We start from the raw sequence: 12,901 nt of genomic DNA on the forward strand, positions 1-12,901 counted from the left end.
TCGGCGGGCTGCCCGGCGGCGGCGCGGGGCGGCCCGTACGCGCCGTCGAGCTCCGCGCGGCGGGCGGAGCGCCGGCGGGTCTCGCAGAGCAGGCAGAGGTCGGGGGCGTCCTTGTCGACCGGGCCGTTCGGGTGCTCGGCGCAGCGTGTGGTGGGGGCCGCGGCGGTGACCGACTCCTCCAGCAGGTCCAGGGCGCGCCTCAGGTCGTCCTTGTACTCGTGCAGCCTGGCGTCCGGGGTGTCGGTGGTCAGCTCCTCGCCGTGCTCGCCGAGCAGGCGCAGGGCGCGGCCGAGGGCGGTGAGCTGTGCGTGGTTCACGGCGTGCGGGTCCCTTTCCCTTGCGTCTTCCTGCGTCCACGGTCGCACACGCGGGTGGCGATCACGGGGTCGTGGCCGGTCGCCCCTTCCGTACCGGGCCGTGCGCGGTACGGCCCGGTAGGGAACTCAGCCGCCCGCCGCCGCCCGCAGCGCCGCCCGCAGGTGGCCGTCGCTCTGTGTCAGCAGCAGGCCCGCCGTGGGTCCGTCCACCTCGCCGAGGATCATCAGGATGGCGTTCTTCACCTCGCCGTCCGTCACGGCCAGCGCGTCCTCGATCTCCTTGTCGTCGGCGCCGGTCGCCAGCGCCACGATGCGGCGGGAGCGGGCCCGCAGCTTCTCGTTGGAGGCGCGTACGTCGACCATCAGGTTCCCGTAGGTCTTGCCCAGGCGGATCATCGTGATCGTCGACAGCATGTTGAGGACCAGCTTCTGGGCCGTGCCCGCCTTCAGCCGGGTGGAGCCGGTGAGCAGTTCGGGGCCCACGACCACCTCGATGCCGTGGTCGGCGGCGGCCGCGAGCGCGCTGTCCGCGTTGCAGGCGAGGCCCACGGTCAGCGCACCCCGCGCGCGGGCGTGCTCCACCGCGCCGACGGCGTACGGGGTGCGCCCCGAGGCCGAGACGCCGACCACCGTGTCGTCGGCGGTCAGGCCGAGCGCGTCGAGGGCGCCGGCCGCCAGCTCCCTGGAGTCCTCCGCGCCCTCCACGGAGGTGACCACGGCGTCCCGGCCGCCCGCGATCAGGCCCACGACCTGCTCCGGGTCCGTGTTGAAGGTCGGCGGGCACTCGGACGCGTCCAGGACGCCGAGCCGGCCCGCGGTGCCCGCGCCCGCGTAGATCAGCCGGCCGCCCCGGGACATGCGGGCGGCGACGGCGTCGATCGCCGCGGCGATCCGCGGCAGCTGCGTGGCCACGGCGGCCGGGACGAGGGCGTCCTCGCCGTTCATGATCTTCGCGATCTCCAGCGTGGGCAGCCGGTCGATCTCGGACAGTTCGGGCCGGAAGGCCTCGGTGGTCATGGTCTCCAGCTGGGCCTCGAGGGCTCGGTGGTGGGCGCTCGGCCGGGCGGGACCGGCGGGGTCCGGGGCGTCGGTGGCGTCGGCGCTCGATGTCATGTGCGGGGGCTCTCTCCGGTGCGGGGTTGTGTCCGTGCGTGCGGTGCGAGTCTTCCGGGTGAGGGCCGGTGGACGGGTGAGGATGACGTGAGATTCCCGGAACGGGCGCCGGGACGGCCGCGGAGTGCTATCGGGGAGCGTGCCGGTGCCGGTGGGCCAGGGCCTCGTACGAGGCCGACAGGGCCGGCGCGGCCGTCTCGTACGTCCGCTGCGCCACCCCCACGAACAGGCAGTCCACGACGAGGAGCTGGCTGGTCCGCGACGACATGGCCGCGGGGCGCAGCTCGCTCTCGCGGGCCGTTGAGGTGGTCAGGACGTGGTCGGCGTACTGGGCCACGGGGCCGTCCGGGCGGCCGGTGACCGCGATCGTCGTCGCCCCGTGGTCGAACGCGACCCGCAGCGGTTCGATGACGTCCCCCGTGGAGCCGGAGTGCGTGATCGCGACCGCCACGTCCTTGGCGCGCAGCTGCACGGCGTTGGTCACCGCGAGGTGCGGATCGCTGTGCGCGTGCGCCACGAGCCCTATGCGCAGCAGTTTCTGCGCGAGGTCCTGGGCGACCAGTCCGGAGGCCCCGACGCCGTACACGTCGACGCGCCGGGCCGCCGCCAGCGAGGTGACCGCCGCGCCGAGCTGCACGGTGTCGAGCCCGGCCGCGGTGTCGGCGAGGGTCTGCTGCTCGTCGTGGGCGAGTTTCGCCACCACGTCGGCGATCGGGTCGTCGACCGCTATGTCGGCGGTGACGGCGGGCGCCCGGCCCGACTGCTGGTGGGCGGCGAGCCCGGCGAGCGCGAGGCGCAGGTCCCGGTAGCCGGGGTAGCCGAGGAGCCGGGCCGTGCGCACCACCGTCGCCTCGCTGGTGCCGGTGAGCTCGGCGAGGCCGGTGACCGTGAGGGCGGCGCAGCCCGCCGGGTCCGCGGCGACGGCCTCGGCGACCCGCTGCATGGATCTGGTCATCGAGGGCGCCATGGTGCGTACCTTGGCCGCGAGGGCCGCGGGCGCGGGCGGCGCCCCCTGGGCGAAAACTTCCTTCACCTTGTCGCTCACACTGTGGAAGCTATTTTCGGTTCCGATGCGCGGTCAAGAGTGCGCACAATGGAGGCATGGACACCATCAGCCCCCTGGAGCAGGCGCTGCACGCGGCTCGCGCCCTGGTGCTCGCCGATCTCGTGGCGGGCGAGGTCGCCGAGGCGGACGTGGTCTCGCTCGTCGAGGAGTCGATAGCCCAGCGCCGCTGGTGGGTCGAGCAGTGGCCGGAGGGGGTGGACTACGTGGCCGGGCTCGTCGCCCAGGACGTCCAGGACGCCCTGCTGGAGCGGTACGGGCGGTGGCCCCTCTGTCCGGCCTGCGGCACCGAGGACCTGCACGCCCTCGAGGTCGAGCCGGAGCTGGGCGCCGACCCGCACTGGGTCTGCCACAGGGCGGGCGTGAAGGTCGCGGCGGTGGGGTCCCTGGCGTCGGCGACGGGCGGGGCGCCCACTTCGTGACCGTCTACATCGATCCGCCCACCTGGCCCGGGCACGGCCGGATGTGGTCGCACCTCGTCAGTGACGTCTCGTTCGACGAACTGCACGCCTTCGCCCGCCGGCTGGGGGTCCCCGAACGCGGCTTCGAGCGCGACCACTACGACCTGCCCGCCTACCGGTACGCGGACGCGGTGCGCGCGGGCGCCGTGGAGGTGGGCTCCAAGGAACTGCTGCGCAGGCTCACGGGAGCGGGCCTGCGCCGACCGAAGCATCCGCGGGGCGCGGTGAACTAGGGCCTGTCGCGAGAGTCCCGTCGTCCGCCCGAAGGGCCCCGGCTCCGCTCCGCGCTCACGCGCCGGGCAGCCGCAGTTCGTACGCGAACTGCTCGCCGTCGTCGCTGACCTGCCGGAACCCGGCCCGTCCGACCACTGCCTGGCTGGGCGTGTTGGACTTGTCGACGACCGCCCACAGCCGCCGCACGTCCCCGTGGGTACGGGCCCGTTCCGCCGCCCAGTCCACCAGCGCGCGCACCGCCTCGGTCGCGTAGCCCTGGCCGCGGGCCGCCTCGACGAGGTCGTAGCCGATCTCCACGCGGCCGTTCTCGTCGGGCGCGGAGTGGTAGCCCAGGGCGCCGAGCGCGCGGCCGTCCTCGGTGCGGACCAGGGCGAACGTGCCCCACTCCGGGCGCAGCGCCCCGGCCTGGTACGCGGTGAAGACCAGGCCCGCGCCGATCCGCGTGCCCTCGGCCGGCCCGCCCTCGATCCACGTCAGGCCGCCCGTGCCGCCGGCGGCCAGTTCGGCGGCGGCCGCGGGCGTGACGGCGTGCAGGGCGAGCCGCTCGGCGGGGATGACCAGGGGGTTGTACCAGCGCCACTCGGTGACGGGGGCGCGGCCGGGCAGGTCGCCGCGGCCGGTGGCCCACAGCAGGGTCGGCCAGGGCTCCTCGTCGGGCCGCACGTGCGGGAAGATCCGGGCGAGCACGCTCACGCACAGCTCGGTGGGGGCTTCGTACGGCAGTCCGAGGCCCGTGGCGATGTCGTACGTGTGCAGCAGCACCTCCGCGACGCCCATCGCGGCGAAGCCCTCGCGGTCGGCGGAGCGGAACGGGAACGGGTGGAAGGCGCGCACACCGGCCGGTGTCGTCCGGACGGCCGCCGTGAGCAGGGCGCCGGCCGTCTCGACGACGTCCAGGAGACCCGCCTCGTCGGCGTCGTCGTCCACGGTCAGGGAGAAGGGCACGTACGCCTCGGTCGGACGCCCCGCCAGCTGGCCCGCGTAGGACAGCAGGCAGGAGGCCAGGTGCTCCGCCGTCTCCCGGCAGTTCCACTCCAGCCCGCCCGCCTTGGTCCCCGTCCAGTCGCGGTCCACGGCCGTCCGCAGCGCTTCGAGCGCGTGTCCGACGGCTTCCTGTACCTGATCCCCGCCCAGTGGTCGCATGGCGGCGAGGATAGGCGGAGTCACCCGTCCGTACGTACCGGTTTCGCGGGTGTGTCGGCCCCGGCCTCCCGGGCGCGTGGCCGAAGTCCGCGTCGATGACCGGGCCGCCCAGCCGTCCGTGTACCTGCCCACCCGACCGGCCGGCGCCACCACCGTGCGTCAGGCGGTGAGCCGCGCGAGTTCGGCCTCCAGGTTGCGGCGGGCCGCCGCCTCCCACTCCCGCTCCCCGTACGGCGTGCGGAACAGCCGAGGCAGCCCCAGGAGGTGGCGCAGCACGTCCGCCCGGCCCGTACGGAACGCGTCGTCGGGCACGAAGGCGTACTCCTCGCGGACGGCGCGCGCGTAGCGGTCGTACGCCTCCGGATCCGCCGCCAGGATCGCGAGGTCGGCGTCGCAGAGCACGGCGCCGTTGGCGTCGCCCGGGGCCGGGTCGTGCGTGACGGTGAGCCGGACCAGCCGGGCGACCTCGTCCGTCCTCGCCTGCTCCACACCGGCCTCGGGCAGGGCGCGTTCGGCGAGCCGGGCCGACCGCTCCTCGTTCGTGGACCGCTCCGGCAGGTACACGGCGTCGTGGAACCAGGCCGCGAGCCGGACCGCGGCCACGTCCTCCGCGTACTCCGCCAGCACGTCGATGCGGTCCAGGACCGCGACGAGGTGGTCGAGCGTGTGATAGCGGCGCTGCGGCTCCGACCAGCGCTTGATGAGGTTGTCGGCGTAGGGGTACGGCTCGGGGAGGCGGGCGCCGTCGCGGGCCGGGAGCAGGGCGTGCAGCCAGCGGGCGCGGAGGGCGTCGGCGTCCGGTCCGGGCGGGGAGACGGGCGGGGGCGTGGACATGGGGCCATTGTGCGGGGCGGTGCCCGGAACTCGTCGTCCCGGGACGGGGCCTCGCCGGCCGGGGCGTACCCTGTCGTCTGGAGCGAATGGACTAGACCTGTCAAGCCCGACCTTGTGCCCGACCCGACCGGAAGGGGTCCCATGCGTACGCGTGCAGTCCTGGAGGTGATCGCCCTCGACGCCGAGGACGCGGTCGCGGCACGGGCCGGAGGTGCGGACCGGCTGGAGGTGGTCGCCGACATGGCCGCGGACGGGCTGACCCCGCCGGCGGCCGTGGTCGCGGCGATCCGGGACGCCGTGGACCTCCCGGCCCGGGTGATGCTGCGGCCGGGCGACGGCTTCGCGGCCGGAGACGCCGGGGACGTCGAGGCGCTGGTGCGGCAGGCACGGGAGCTGCGCGCGGCCGGGGCCGAGGAGTTCGTGCTCGGGTTCCTTGAGGAGGACGGCGGCCCCGACCTCGCGACGGTCGAACGGCTGGTCGCGGAGTTGGACGGCTGCCCGTGGACCTTCCACCGGGCCATCGACCGCGCCGCCGACCGCGCCGCCCTGCGCAAGCAGCTCGACGGCCTGCCCGGCCTCGACGCCTACCTCACCGCGGGTTCGCCGCTGGGGGTCGACGAAGGGCTGGACGTCCTCGTCGCCGAGGCCGCCCGCCGCGGCGAACCGGGCCACACCCAGCGGCTCGTCGTCGGCGGTGGACTGCGCCTCGGCCACCTGCCCCGGCTGCGGGCCGCCGGGGTGGACGCCTTCCACGTGGGGAGCGCGGTGCGGCCGGACGGGTGGGGCGGGCCGGTGTCGGCGGACGCGGTACGGGAGTGGCGGGCCGCGCTCGACGCGTAGGCGCCCGCGGCCGGCGTCCGTCCGCGGGCCCTCAGCCCAACTGCGGCGGCAGCGGGTCCGCGTGCGTCACGATCAGGCCCGACACGGCACGGGTCAGCGCCACGTACAGGCGGCGCAGGCCCGTGCGCTCGTCCGGTTCACCGGCGACGACGGCGCCCGGCTCGTCCAGGACCACGTAGTCGTACTCCAGGCCCTTGGCCAGCGACGCCGGGACGAGGGTGAGGCGGGTGTCGCGGGTCGTCTCCTCGCCCGGGCCGAGGTGGCCGAGCCCGGCGGCGGAGAGCGCCTCCGCCAGGGCGGGGATCCGGGCGTCCGCCGCGATCAGGCCCACCGAGCCCTCGCGCCGCAGCAACTCCTCGCACGCCCCGACCACCTGAGCGTCGCCGGTGACCGTACGGATGTCGAAGAAGCCCGGGTTCTCCCGCACCGACGCCACCGGGGTGAGCCCGGGCGCGATGTGCGGCAGCAGCCGGGAGGCGTACGTGATGACGTCCGTCGGCACGCGGAAACCGGCCGTCAGCTCCTCGATCACCGCCTCGTCCTTGCCGAGGTGCCCCAGCGCCTCCTCCCAGCTTCGCGTCGCCCACGGAGTGGTGCCCTGCGCCAGGTCGCCGAGCACGGTCGCCGAGCCGGTGGTGCAGCGGCGGCCGACCGCCCGGTACTGCATGGGGGAGAGGTCCTGCGCCTCGTCGAGCACCACGTGGCCCAGTGACGGGGTGCGCTGCACCAGGTCGGTGGCCTCGTCGATCAGTACGGCGTCGGCGGCGGACCACTTGGCCGACCGTACGCTCCGCGCGGGCTTCGCCCACAGGACCGTCCTCTGCTCGTCCTCGCCCAGCACCCCGTCCGCGTGCGCGGCGAGGAACTCCGCGTCGGCGAGGAGCCGCAGGACCAGCTTGGCCGGGTCGACCGGCGGCCAGATCTCCTTGACGGCCGCCTTCACCGCGGGGTTGCGGGCCACCGCGTCCTGCACCCGGTCGTCCGGCGCCTCGCCCGCGCGCTCCATCTGCACCAGCACCGCGTGCGCGATCCGCTGCGGCAGCGCCTCACGGGCGGCCCCGTACCGGATGCCGCGGCCCTGCAGCTCCTTGACGATCTCCTCCAGCTCGTACGCCGGCACGCGCCACCTGCGGGACCCGCGCACCACGACGACCGGCTCGGTGGGGAGGGTGACGTGGGCGTGGACGGCCCGCCGCAGCACCTCGGCCATCCGGGCGTCGCCCTTGACCACGGCGGCCGCCGCGTCGTCGGTGCCCCGCACCTCCACCCGCGCGACCCGCGCCACGAGGTCGTCGACGGTCGCCTGCTTCACCTCCAGCTCGCCGAGGGCGGGCAGCACCTGCTCGATGTAGTGAAGGAAGGAACGGTTCGGCCCGATGACGAGGGTGCCGGTGCGGGCGAGCCGGTCCCGGTAGGCGTACAGCAGGTACGCGACACGGTGCAGGCCGACGGCGGTCTTCCCGGTGCCGGGTCCGCCCTGCACACAGACGGTGCCGGAGAGCCCGGACCGGACGATCTCGTCCTGCTCGGGCTGGATGGTCGCCACGATGTCGCGCATCGGTCCGACGCGCGGGCGCTCGATCTCCTGCTGGAGCAGCTTGCTGGTGGTGTCGGCCTCGGCGGGGTCGGTGAGGTGCTCGTCCTCGTACGCGGTGAGGTCACCGGCCGTGTAGCCGAAGCGGCGGCGCAGCGCGACGTCCATGGGCTCCCGCCGGGAGGCCCGGTAGAACGGCTGCGACACGGGGGCGCGCCAGTCGACGACCATGGGGTCCCCGCCGGCGTCGTGCACGTGACGGCGGCCGATGTAGAACCGCTGCCCGTCCTCCTCCCCGCCCGCTCCCTCGGCGCCCGGGGCGTTGAGATAGTCGAGCCGGCCGAAGAAGAGGGGGGTGTCGCTGAGGTCGGCCAGGGCCTTGATGCGCTGGTCGATGTCGTGCCGCAGCGCCTCGGCGCTCACCCAGGTCGCGGCGGTGTTGCTGGTGTCGAGCGACTCCGCCTCCTCGCGCATGGCGCGCAACGCGGTCCGGGAGGCGGCGAGGTGGGCGCGCTCGCGGGTCAGGGGATTGTCCGGGTCCGCGTCGGGGGCGCGGTGGGTGAGCTCGTCGGATCGGGTCGACACGGTTCTGCCTCCGGGCGTGACGGTGCGCCGGCCGGGAACGCGGGGCGTGCGCCGGTCGGCTGCCGTTTGTGGGAGCGCGGGTTCGCGCAGTACACGGTGCCGGCCGGTTTCCGTCCGGGCGGCGGCTCTCCGAGGGGGAGGCGGGCAAGAGCGGAGATTCTAGGCGAGGCGGGAGCGCGGGGGCCAACCGTTTCCTCGGGGTCCTGCGCTCCCGCCCCTAAGGGGAGGCGTCACTCGGAAGTCGTACGGGAGGCCGGACCTGAGGGTGAGGAAGCGGCGATCCGGGTTCCCTCCCTGGACCGACGCCGTCCGCGCCCCGCGACACCACCATGGAGACATGAGTGCAGCGACCTTCCCCCCGGCCTCCGTCGCCCGGCACGCTGTGCCGTCCGGTGCGATCCCCTTCGACTCCGCCCGCCCCCGTCACGGCCTGGGCGGCGCCCTCCGTGCCGTCCGGGTGTTCGCGGGCGCCGCGTTCGACGTCGTCCTGCTCGGCGACTACCCCGAGGGCGCGGAGGACGCGGGCGTACGACGCCGCTGAGGCGCCGCCTCCGCCCTGCTCCTCAGCCTCGGCCCTGCTCCTCCGCGAGGATCTCGTCCGCGTCCAGGATCCGGTAGGCGTAGCCCTGTTCGGCCAGGAAGCGCTGGCGGTGGGCCGCGAAGTCCTGGTCGAGGGTGTCGCGGGCGACCACCGAGTAGAAGTGCGCCTGGTGGCCGTCGGCCTTGGGCCGCAGCACCCGGCCGAGCCGCTGGGCCTCCTCCTGCCGTGAGCCGAAGGTGCCGGAGACCTGGATGGCGACCGTCGCCTCCGGCAGGTCGATCGAGAAGTTCGCGACCTTGGACACCACCAGCACGTTGAGCTCGCCGTTGCGGAACGCGTCGAACAGTTTCTCCCGCTGCGCGTTGCTGGTCTCGCCCTTGATCACCGGGGCGTCCAGGTGCGCGCCCAGCTCGTCCAGCTGGTCGATGTACTGGCCGATCACGAGGATCTGCTGCCCGGCGAAGCGCCGCACCAGTGCCTCGGTGACCTTCCGCTTGGTCGCGGTCGTGGAGCAGAAGCGGTACTTCTCCTCCGCCTCGGCCGTGGCGTACGCGAGCCGCTCGCTCTCGGTGAGGTTGACCCGGACCTCGACGCAGTCGGCGGGCGCGATGTAGCCCTGCGCCTCGATCTCCTTCCAGGGCGCGTCGAATCGTTTCGGCCCGATGAGCGAGAAGACGTCGGACTCGCGGCCGTCCTCCCGGACCAGCGTCGCGGTGAGCCCGAGCCGCCGCCGCGCCTGGAGGTCCGCGGTGAACTTGAAGACCGGCGCCGGCAGCAGGTGCACCTCGTCGTAGACGATGAGCCCCCAGTCACGGGAGTCGAACAGCTCCAGGTGCGGGTAGACGCCCTTCCGCTTCGTCGTCAGCACCTGGTACGTGGCGATGGTGACCGGGCGGATCTCCTTCTTCGTGCCGCTGTACTCGCCGATCTCGTCCTCGGTCAGCGAGGTCCGCTTCACCAGCTCGTGCTTCCACTGCCGGGCGGAGACGGTGTTGGTGACGAGGATCAGCGTGGTCGCCTTGGCCTGCGCCATCGACCCGGCGCCGACGAGGGTCTTGCCCGCGCCGCAGGGCAGCACGACGACCCCGGACCCGCCGTGCCAGAAGTTCTCCACCGCCTGCTTCTGGTACGGGCGCAGCGCCCAGCCGTCCTCGGCGAGCTCGATGGGGTGCGCCTCGCCGTCCACGTACCCGGCGAGGTCCTCGGCCGGCCAGCCCAGCTTCAGCAGCGTCTGCTTGATCTGCCCGCGCTCGGAGGGGTGCACGGCGACGGTGTCCGCGTCGATCCGGGTGCCGACCAGCGGAGCGATCCGCTTCGACCGCAGGATCTCCTCCAGGACCGGGCGGTCGGTGCTCGTCAGGACCAGCCCGTGCGCCGGGTGCTTGCTCAGGGTGAGCCGCCCGTAGCGGTCCATCGTCTCGGCGATGTCCACGAGCAGCGCGTGCGGCACCGGGTACCGGCTGTACTCCACCAGGGCGTCCACGACCTGCTCGGCGTCGTGCCCGGCGGCGCGCGCGTTCCACAGGCCGAGCGGGGTCACCCGGTAGGTGTGGATGTGCTCCGGCGCCCGCTCCAGCTCCGCGAACGGCGCGATGGCCCGGCGGCAGTCGTCGGCCTGCTCGTGGTCGACCTCCAGCAGGAGTGTCTTGTCGCTCTGGACGATGAGGGGACCATTCACGCGCGGCTGCCTTTCGGGATGGCTCCATGGCTCTGCACGGCCAAACGTCCAGTGTGCCTGATCGCCGGGGCGGAGCGCGGTGGGTCGCGGTGACGCCCGCGACCCGTCCACCGTGACACCCGCGACCCGTCCACCGCGGTGTCCGCGTCCCCTCCTATGGGATGTCTATCCACTCCAATGGGTGGTCGGAATTCTGATTTGCGGCGCTCCTTCCGAAGAATGGCGGACCGTGCAGGCCATCGCCCGTGCCACCGCCACTCGGAGTGAGCCCATGCCCCGTACCGGCCAGAACGCGACGTCCGCCGTGTCCCCGACGACCGAGGCGCTCGGCTTCGCGCTGTTCGCCACCCGCTGGCTGCAGGCCCCGCTGTACTTCGGCCTGGTGGCCGCCCAGGGCGTGTACGTGTACAAGTTCTTCAACGAGCTGTGGGCCTTAATCCACCGCTGTGTGACCGGGGCGGCGACCGAGACCTACGTCATGCTGGCCGTGCTCAAACTGGTCGACGTCGTCATGATCGCCAACCTGCTGATCATGGTCATCGTCGGCGGCTACGAGACCTTCGTCTCGCGGATCGGTCTCCAGGGCCACCGTGACCAGCCCGAATGGCTCTCGCACGTCAATTCCAACGTGCTGAAGGTGAAGCTCGCCACCGCCATCGTGGGCATCTCCTCGGTCCACCTGCTGCAGATGTTCGTCGACGTGCACCACACCTCGCGGCACTCACTGCTGTGGGGAACCCTGATCCACATGGCCTTCATCGTCTCGGCGGCGATCCTCGCGTACATGTCGGGCCCGATGATGCGCGGGAGCCATGCGCCCAAGGAGGCCAAGGAGCTCGCGGAACCACCCGCGGAACCCAGGGAACCCGACGGGCACGTGTGCACCAGGGTCGCCGCGCCGGCCGTGACCTACGCCCTCACCGCGGGCGTCCCGCCGGCGGGCGCGCCGGGCACGGTGGCCATCCCCGGTCAGGTGGAGGCCCTCGGGTCACCGTCCGCGTCCCCGTTCGAGGCCGGTGCCGACAACCGGGTGCGGGCCGCGCGCTTCCCCGTCCGCAAGCTGCTGGAGGAGTTCGACGCGAGTCACCCGCGGTCCTTCGACCGGGAGGCCCTGTCCCGGCTGGGGAAGCTCGACTTCGTCCCCGCCCGGCGGAACGTGGTGTTCGTCGGTGGCCCCGGCACCGGCAAGACGCACCTCGCCATCGGTCTCGGCGTACGGGCCTGCGAGGCCGGTCACCTGGTGCTGTTCGCGACCGCCGCCGACTGGGCGGCCCGGCTGTCCGGCGCCCGGACCGCGGGCAGGCTGGCCGAGGAGCTGACCGTGCTCGACGCCTACGCCGTGCTGATCGTCGACGAGGTCGGCTACGTGCCGTTCGACGCGGACACCGCCCACCTGTTCTTCCAGCTGATCGCGCACCGGTACGAGCGGGCCTCGCTGATCGTCACCAGCGACCGTCCGCTGGGCCGCTGGGACGAGATCTTCGGCGGCGGCCCCGCACCGGCGATGGTCGACCGCCTCGCCCACCACGCGGAGATCGTCCGGCTGGAGGGCGACAGCTACCGGCTGCGGCGCACTACTTCGTCATGGGCAGACTGACGTTGTTGACCAACGGGCCCTCCACCGTGACGCCCTCACCGACCAGGGACTCGGCGGCGACCGCCGCGACGGGCAGCGGCAGCGGGTTCTGAGCCGCGGCCGGGGGAGTCAGGGCGCCGAGGACGGTGGCCGCGGCGAGCAGTGCGGTGCCGGTCAGCGCGGTGGCGACAGGACGGGTGGGGTGCATGGGGTTCCTCCTCCTGGGAGTGCTCGCGGGGTGATACCTGGTCCGCGGCCCGCGCAGGTGGGTCCGGGCCGGCCCCCGGGGCGTCGGGACCGGCCCGGAGCGGAGGCGGGCCCGGCGGGGTGCGCCGGGCTCGCGGACGGTCAGACCTGCGGGGTCTCGACCACGAGACCGGCGACATCGATGCCTACCGCCGCTGCCTGCGGGGCGAACGCGCCGACCATCAGTGCGGCGGCCGCCAGCATGGTGGCGACACGACGAACAGTACGCATGGGACATCCTTTCCTCTTGCGTTCATATGAGCCGGACCAGGACAGCGAGTGGCTGCCCCGCGCCACGCGGCCTGATGCGAACGGCGGTGAAAGGTCCCTCGTCCGGGGGACGTGCGCGGCGTGGCGCGCATGAACGCGCGCGTTCACCCGCCGGTGTCCGTCCGCGGGTTGCGGCGTCCGCGCGCGGACGGTCAGACCGTGTCGTCGGCGAGTTCCGCGACGCCCGTGATGCGGTGCAGCGGGAAGGTGCGGACCTCGTCCGCGGTGTGGTCGTACGCCGTGACGAAGCCGCCCTCGACGCGGACCGGCGCGATGACGCGTTGACTGGCGCCGCCCTCGGCGTTGACGTAGCCGATCCACACGGCCTCGCCGGTGAGGACGGCGGCCTGCATGGTGGCGAGGGTCTCGGCGGAGCCGGTGCGCGGCAGGGTGCCGTCGGGGGCGGGGGCGCCGTCCCTGCGGGGCGCCGTGGTGGCGAGGTCGCCCGCGCGGACGGCGCGCAGGG

14 protein-coding genes and 1 pseudogene are annotated in these 12,901 nt (G+C 73.8%); 5 read left to right on the top strand and 10 right to left on the bottom strand.

Features of this window, described 5'->3' with window-relative positions:
- The 3 genes and pseudogenes from UW392_RS25740 to UW392_RS25750 form a co-directional block, all read right to left on the bottom strand.
- A pseudogene (locus tag UW392_RS25740) lies at positions 1–317 on the bottom strand (hypothetical protein); the annotation flags it as partial.
- 126 nt (positions 318–443) lie between these two features.
- Positions 444–1,430, bottom strand: a complete 987-nt coding sequence (gene murQ, locus UW392_RS25745) for an N-acetylmuramic acid 6-phosphate etherase (RefSeq protein ID WP_320777501.1) — start codon at positions 1,428–1,430, stop codon at positions 444–446.
- Positions 1,431–1,557: 127 nt separating this feature from the next.
- Positions 1,558–2,475, bottom strand: a complete 918-nt coding sequence (locus UW392_RS25750) for a MurR/RpiR family transcriptional regulator (protein WP_320777502.1) — start codon at positions 2,473–2,475, stop codon at positions 1,558–1,560.
- 56 nt (positions 2,476–2,531) lie between these two features.
- Here UW392_RS25750 and UW392_RS25755 point away from each other — a divergent pair, with 56 nt between their 5' ends.
- Both UW392_RS25755 and UW392_RS25760 read left to right on the top strand, forming a co-directional pair.
- A complete protein-coding gene (locus UW392_RS25755) occupies positions 2,532–2,915 on the top strand; it encodes a hypothetical protein (protein WP_320777503.1) in 384 nt (127 codons plus the stop codon).
- A complete protein-coding gene (locus UW392_RS25760; RefSeq protein WP_320777504.1) occupies positions 2,912–3,187 on the top strand; it encodes a DUF4031 domain-containing protein in 276 nt (91 codons plus the stop codon). The genes UW392_RS25755 and UW392_RS25760 overlap by 4 nt, the downstream gene beginning before the upstream one ends.
- A 55-nt stretch (positions 3,188–3,242) precedes the next feature.
- On the opposite strand, the gene UW392_RS25765 is transcribed toward UW392_RS25760, so the two are convergent.
- Together UW392_RS25765 and UW392_RS25770 are read right to left on the bottom strand one after the other, a co-directional pair.
- On the bottom strand, positions 3,243–4,331 hold the full coding sequence (locus UW392_RS25765) for a GNAT family N-acetyltransferase (RefSeq protein ID WP_320777505.1): 1,089 nt from the start codon (positions 4,329–4,331) through the stop codon (positions 3,243–3,245).
- A gap of 159 nt (positions 4,332–4,490) precedes the next feature.
- Positions 4,491–5,165 (bottom strand): hypothetical protein, encoded by a 675-nt coding sequence (locus tag UW392_RS25770; RefSeq protein ID WP_320777506.1) that lies wholly within the window; start codon positions 5,163–5,165, stop codon positions 4,491–4,493.
- A gap of 141 nt (positions 5,166–5,306) precedes the next feature.
- On the opposite strand from UW392_RS25770, the gene UW392_RS25775 reads away from it, so the two are divergent.
- Entirely contained in the window at positions 5,307–6,005 is a 699-nt protein-coding gene (locus tag UW392_RS25775) for a copper homeostasis protein CutC (RefSeq protein WP_320777507.1), read from the top strand.
- A gap of 31 nt (positions 6,006–6,036) precedes the next feature.
- Here UW392_RS25775 and UW392_RS25780 read toward each other — a convergent pair whose 3' ends face one another.
- Positions 6,037–8,013 carry a HelD family protein gene (locus UW392_RS25780; protein WP_320777514.1) on the bottom strand — a complete coding sequence of 659 codons (1,977 nt, stop codon included), beginning with the start codon at positions 8,011–8,013 and terminating at the stop codon, positions 6,037–6,039.
- 448 nt (positions 8,014–8,461) lie between these two features.
- Here UW392_RS25780 and UW392_RS25785 point away from each other — a divergent pair, with 448 nt between their 5' ends.
- Positions 8,462–8,665 carry a hypothetical protein gene (locus UW392_RS25785; protein ID WP_320777508.1) on the top strand — a complete coding sequence of 68 codons (204 nt, stop codon included), beginning with the start codon at positions 8,462–8,464 and terminating at the stop codon, positions 8,663–8,665.
- A 22-nt stretch (positions 8,666–8,687) separates the two neighbouring features.
- On the opposite strand, the gene UW392_RS25790 is transcribed toward UW392_RS25785, so the two are convergent.
- Positions 8,688–10,343, bottom strand: coding sequence for a DNA repair helicase XPB (locus UW392_RS25790; protein ID WP_320777509.1), 1,656 nt, complete (start codon positions 10,341–10,343; stop codon positions 8,688–8,690).
- 271 nt (positions 10,344–10,614) lie between these two features.
- Between UW392_RS25790 and istB the strand changes: the two genes are divergently transcribed.
- Positions 10,615–11,940, top strand: a complete 1,326-nt coding sequence (gene istB / locus UW392_RS25795) for an IS21-like element helper ATPase IstB (protein WP_320777510.1) — start codon at positions 10,615–10,617, stop codon at positions 11,938–11,940.
- On the opposite strand, the gene UW392_RS25800 is transcribed toward istB, so the two are convergent.
- From UW392_RS25800 to UW392_RS25810, 3 genes are all read right to left on the bottom strand, one after another.
- Positions 11,918–12,127 carry a hypothetical protein gene (locus tag UW392_RS25800; protein ID WP_320777511.1) on the bottom strand — a complete coding sequence of 70 codons (210 nt, stop codon included), beginning with the start codon at positions 12,125–12,127 and terminating at the stop codon, positions 11,918–11,920. The two genes, istB and UW392_RS25800, sit on opposite strands and share 23 nt — an antisense overlap.
- Before the next feature lie 140 nt (positions 12,128–12,267).
- The gene (locus UW392_RS25805; RefSeq protein ID WP_320777512.1) at positions 12,268–12,396 is read right to left on the bottom strand and encodes a hypothetical protein; all 129 of its coding nucleotides are present in this window, start codon (positions 12,394–12,396) and stop codon (positions 12,268–12,270) included.
- A gap of 191 nt (positions 12,397–12,587) precedes the next feature.
- Positions 12,588–12,901 (bottom strand): WYL domain-containing protein (locus tag UW392_RS25810; RefSeq protein ID WP_320777513.1); only part of this gene is annotated, 314 nt, incomplete at its 5' end.

The sequence above is a fragment of the Streptomyces sp. CRN 30 genome (genome assembly GCF_034105845.1).

Bases quoted from the DNA above. Each gene is read 5' to 3' on its own strand.
- murQ (WP_320777501.1), bottom strand. From the start codon at position 1,430: ATGACATCGAGCGCCGACGCCACCGACGCCCCGGACCCCGCCGGTCCC.
- UW392_RS25755 (WP_320777503.1), top strand. From the start codon at position 2,532: ATGGACACCATCAGCCCCCTGGAGCAGGCGCTGCACGCGGCTCGCGCC.
- UW392_RS25765 (WP_320777505.1), bottom strand. From the start codon at position 4,331: ATGCGACCACTGGGCGGGGATCAGGTACAGGAAGCCGTCGGACACGCG.
- UW392_RS25770 (WP_320777506.1), bottom strand. From the start codon at position 5,165: ATGTCCACGCCCCCGCCCGTCTCCCCGCCCGGACCGGACGCCGACGCC.
- UW392_RS25775 (WP_320777507.1), top strand. From the start codon at position 5,307: ATGCGTACGCGTGCAGTCCTGGAGGTGATCGCCCTCGACGCCGAGGAC.
- UW392_RS25780 (WP_320777514.1), bottom strand. From the start codon at position 8,013: ATGCGCGAGGAGGCGGAGTCGCTCGACACCAGCAACACCGCCGCGACC.
- UW392_RS25785 (WP_320777508.1), top strand. From the start codon at position 8,462: ATGAGTGCAGCGACCTTCCCCCCGGCCTCCGTCGCCCGGCACGCTGTG.
- istB (WP_320777510.1), top strand. From the start codon at position 10,615: ATGCCCCGTACCGGCCAGAACGCGACGTCCGCCGTGTCCCCGACGACC.
- UW392_RS25800 (WP_320777511.1), bottom strand. From the start codon at position 12,127: ATGCACCCCACCCGTCCTGTCGCCACCGCGCTGACCGGCACCGCACTG.
- UW392_RS25805 (WP_320777512.1), bottom strand. From the start codon at position 12,396: ATGCGTACTGTTCGTCGTGTCGCCACCATGCTGGCGGCCGCCGCACTG.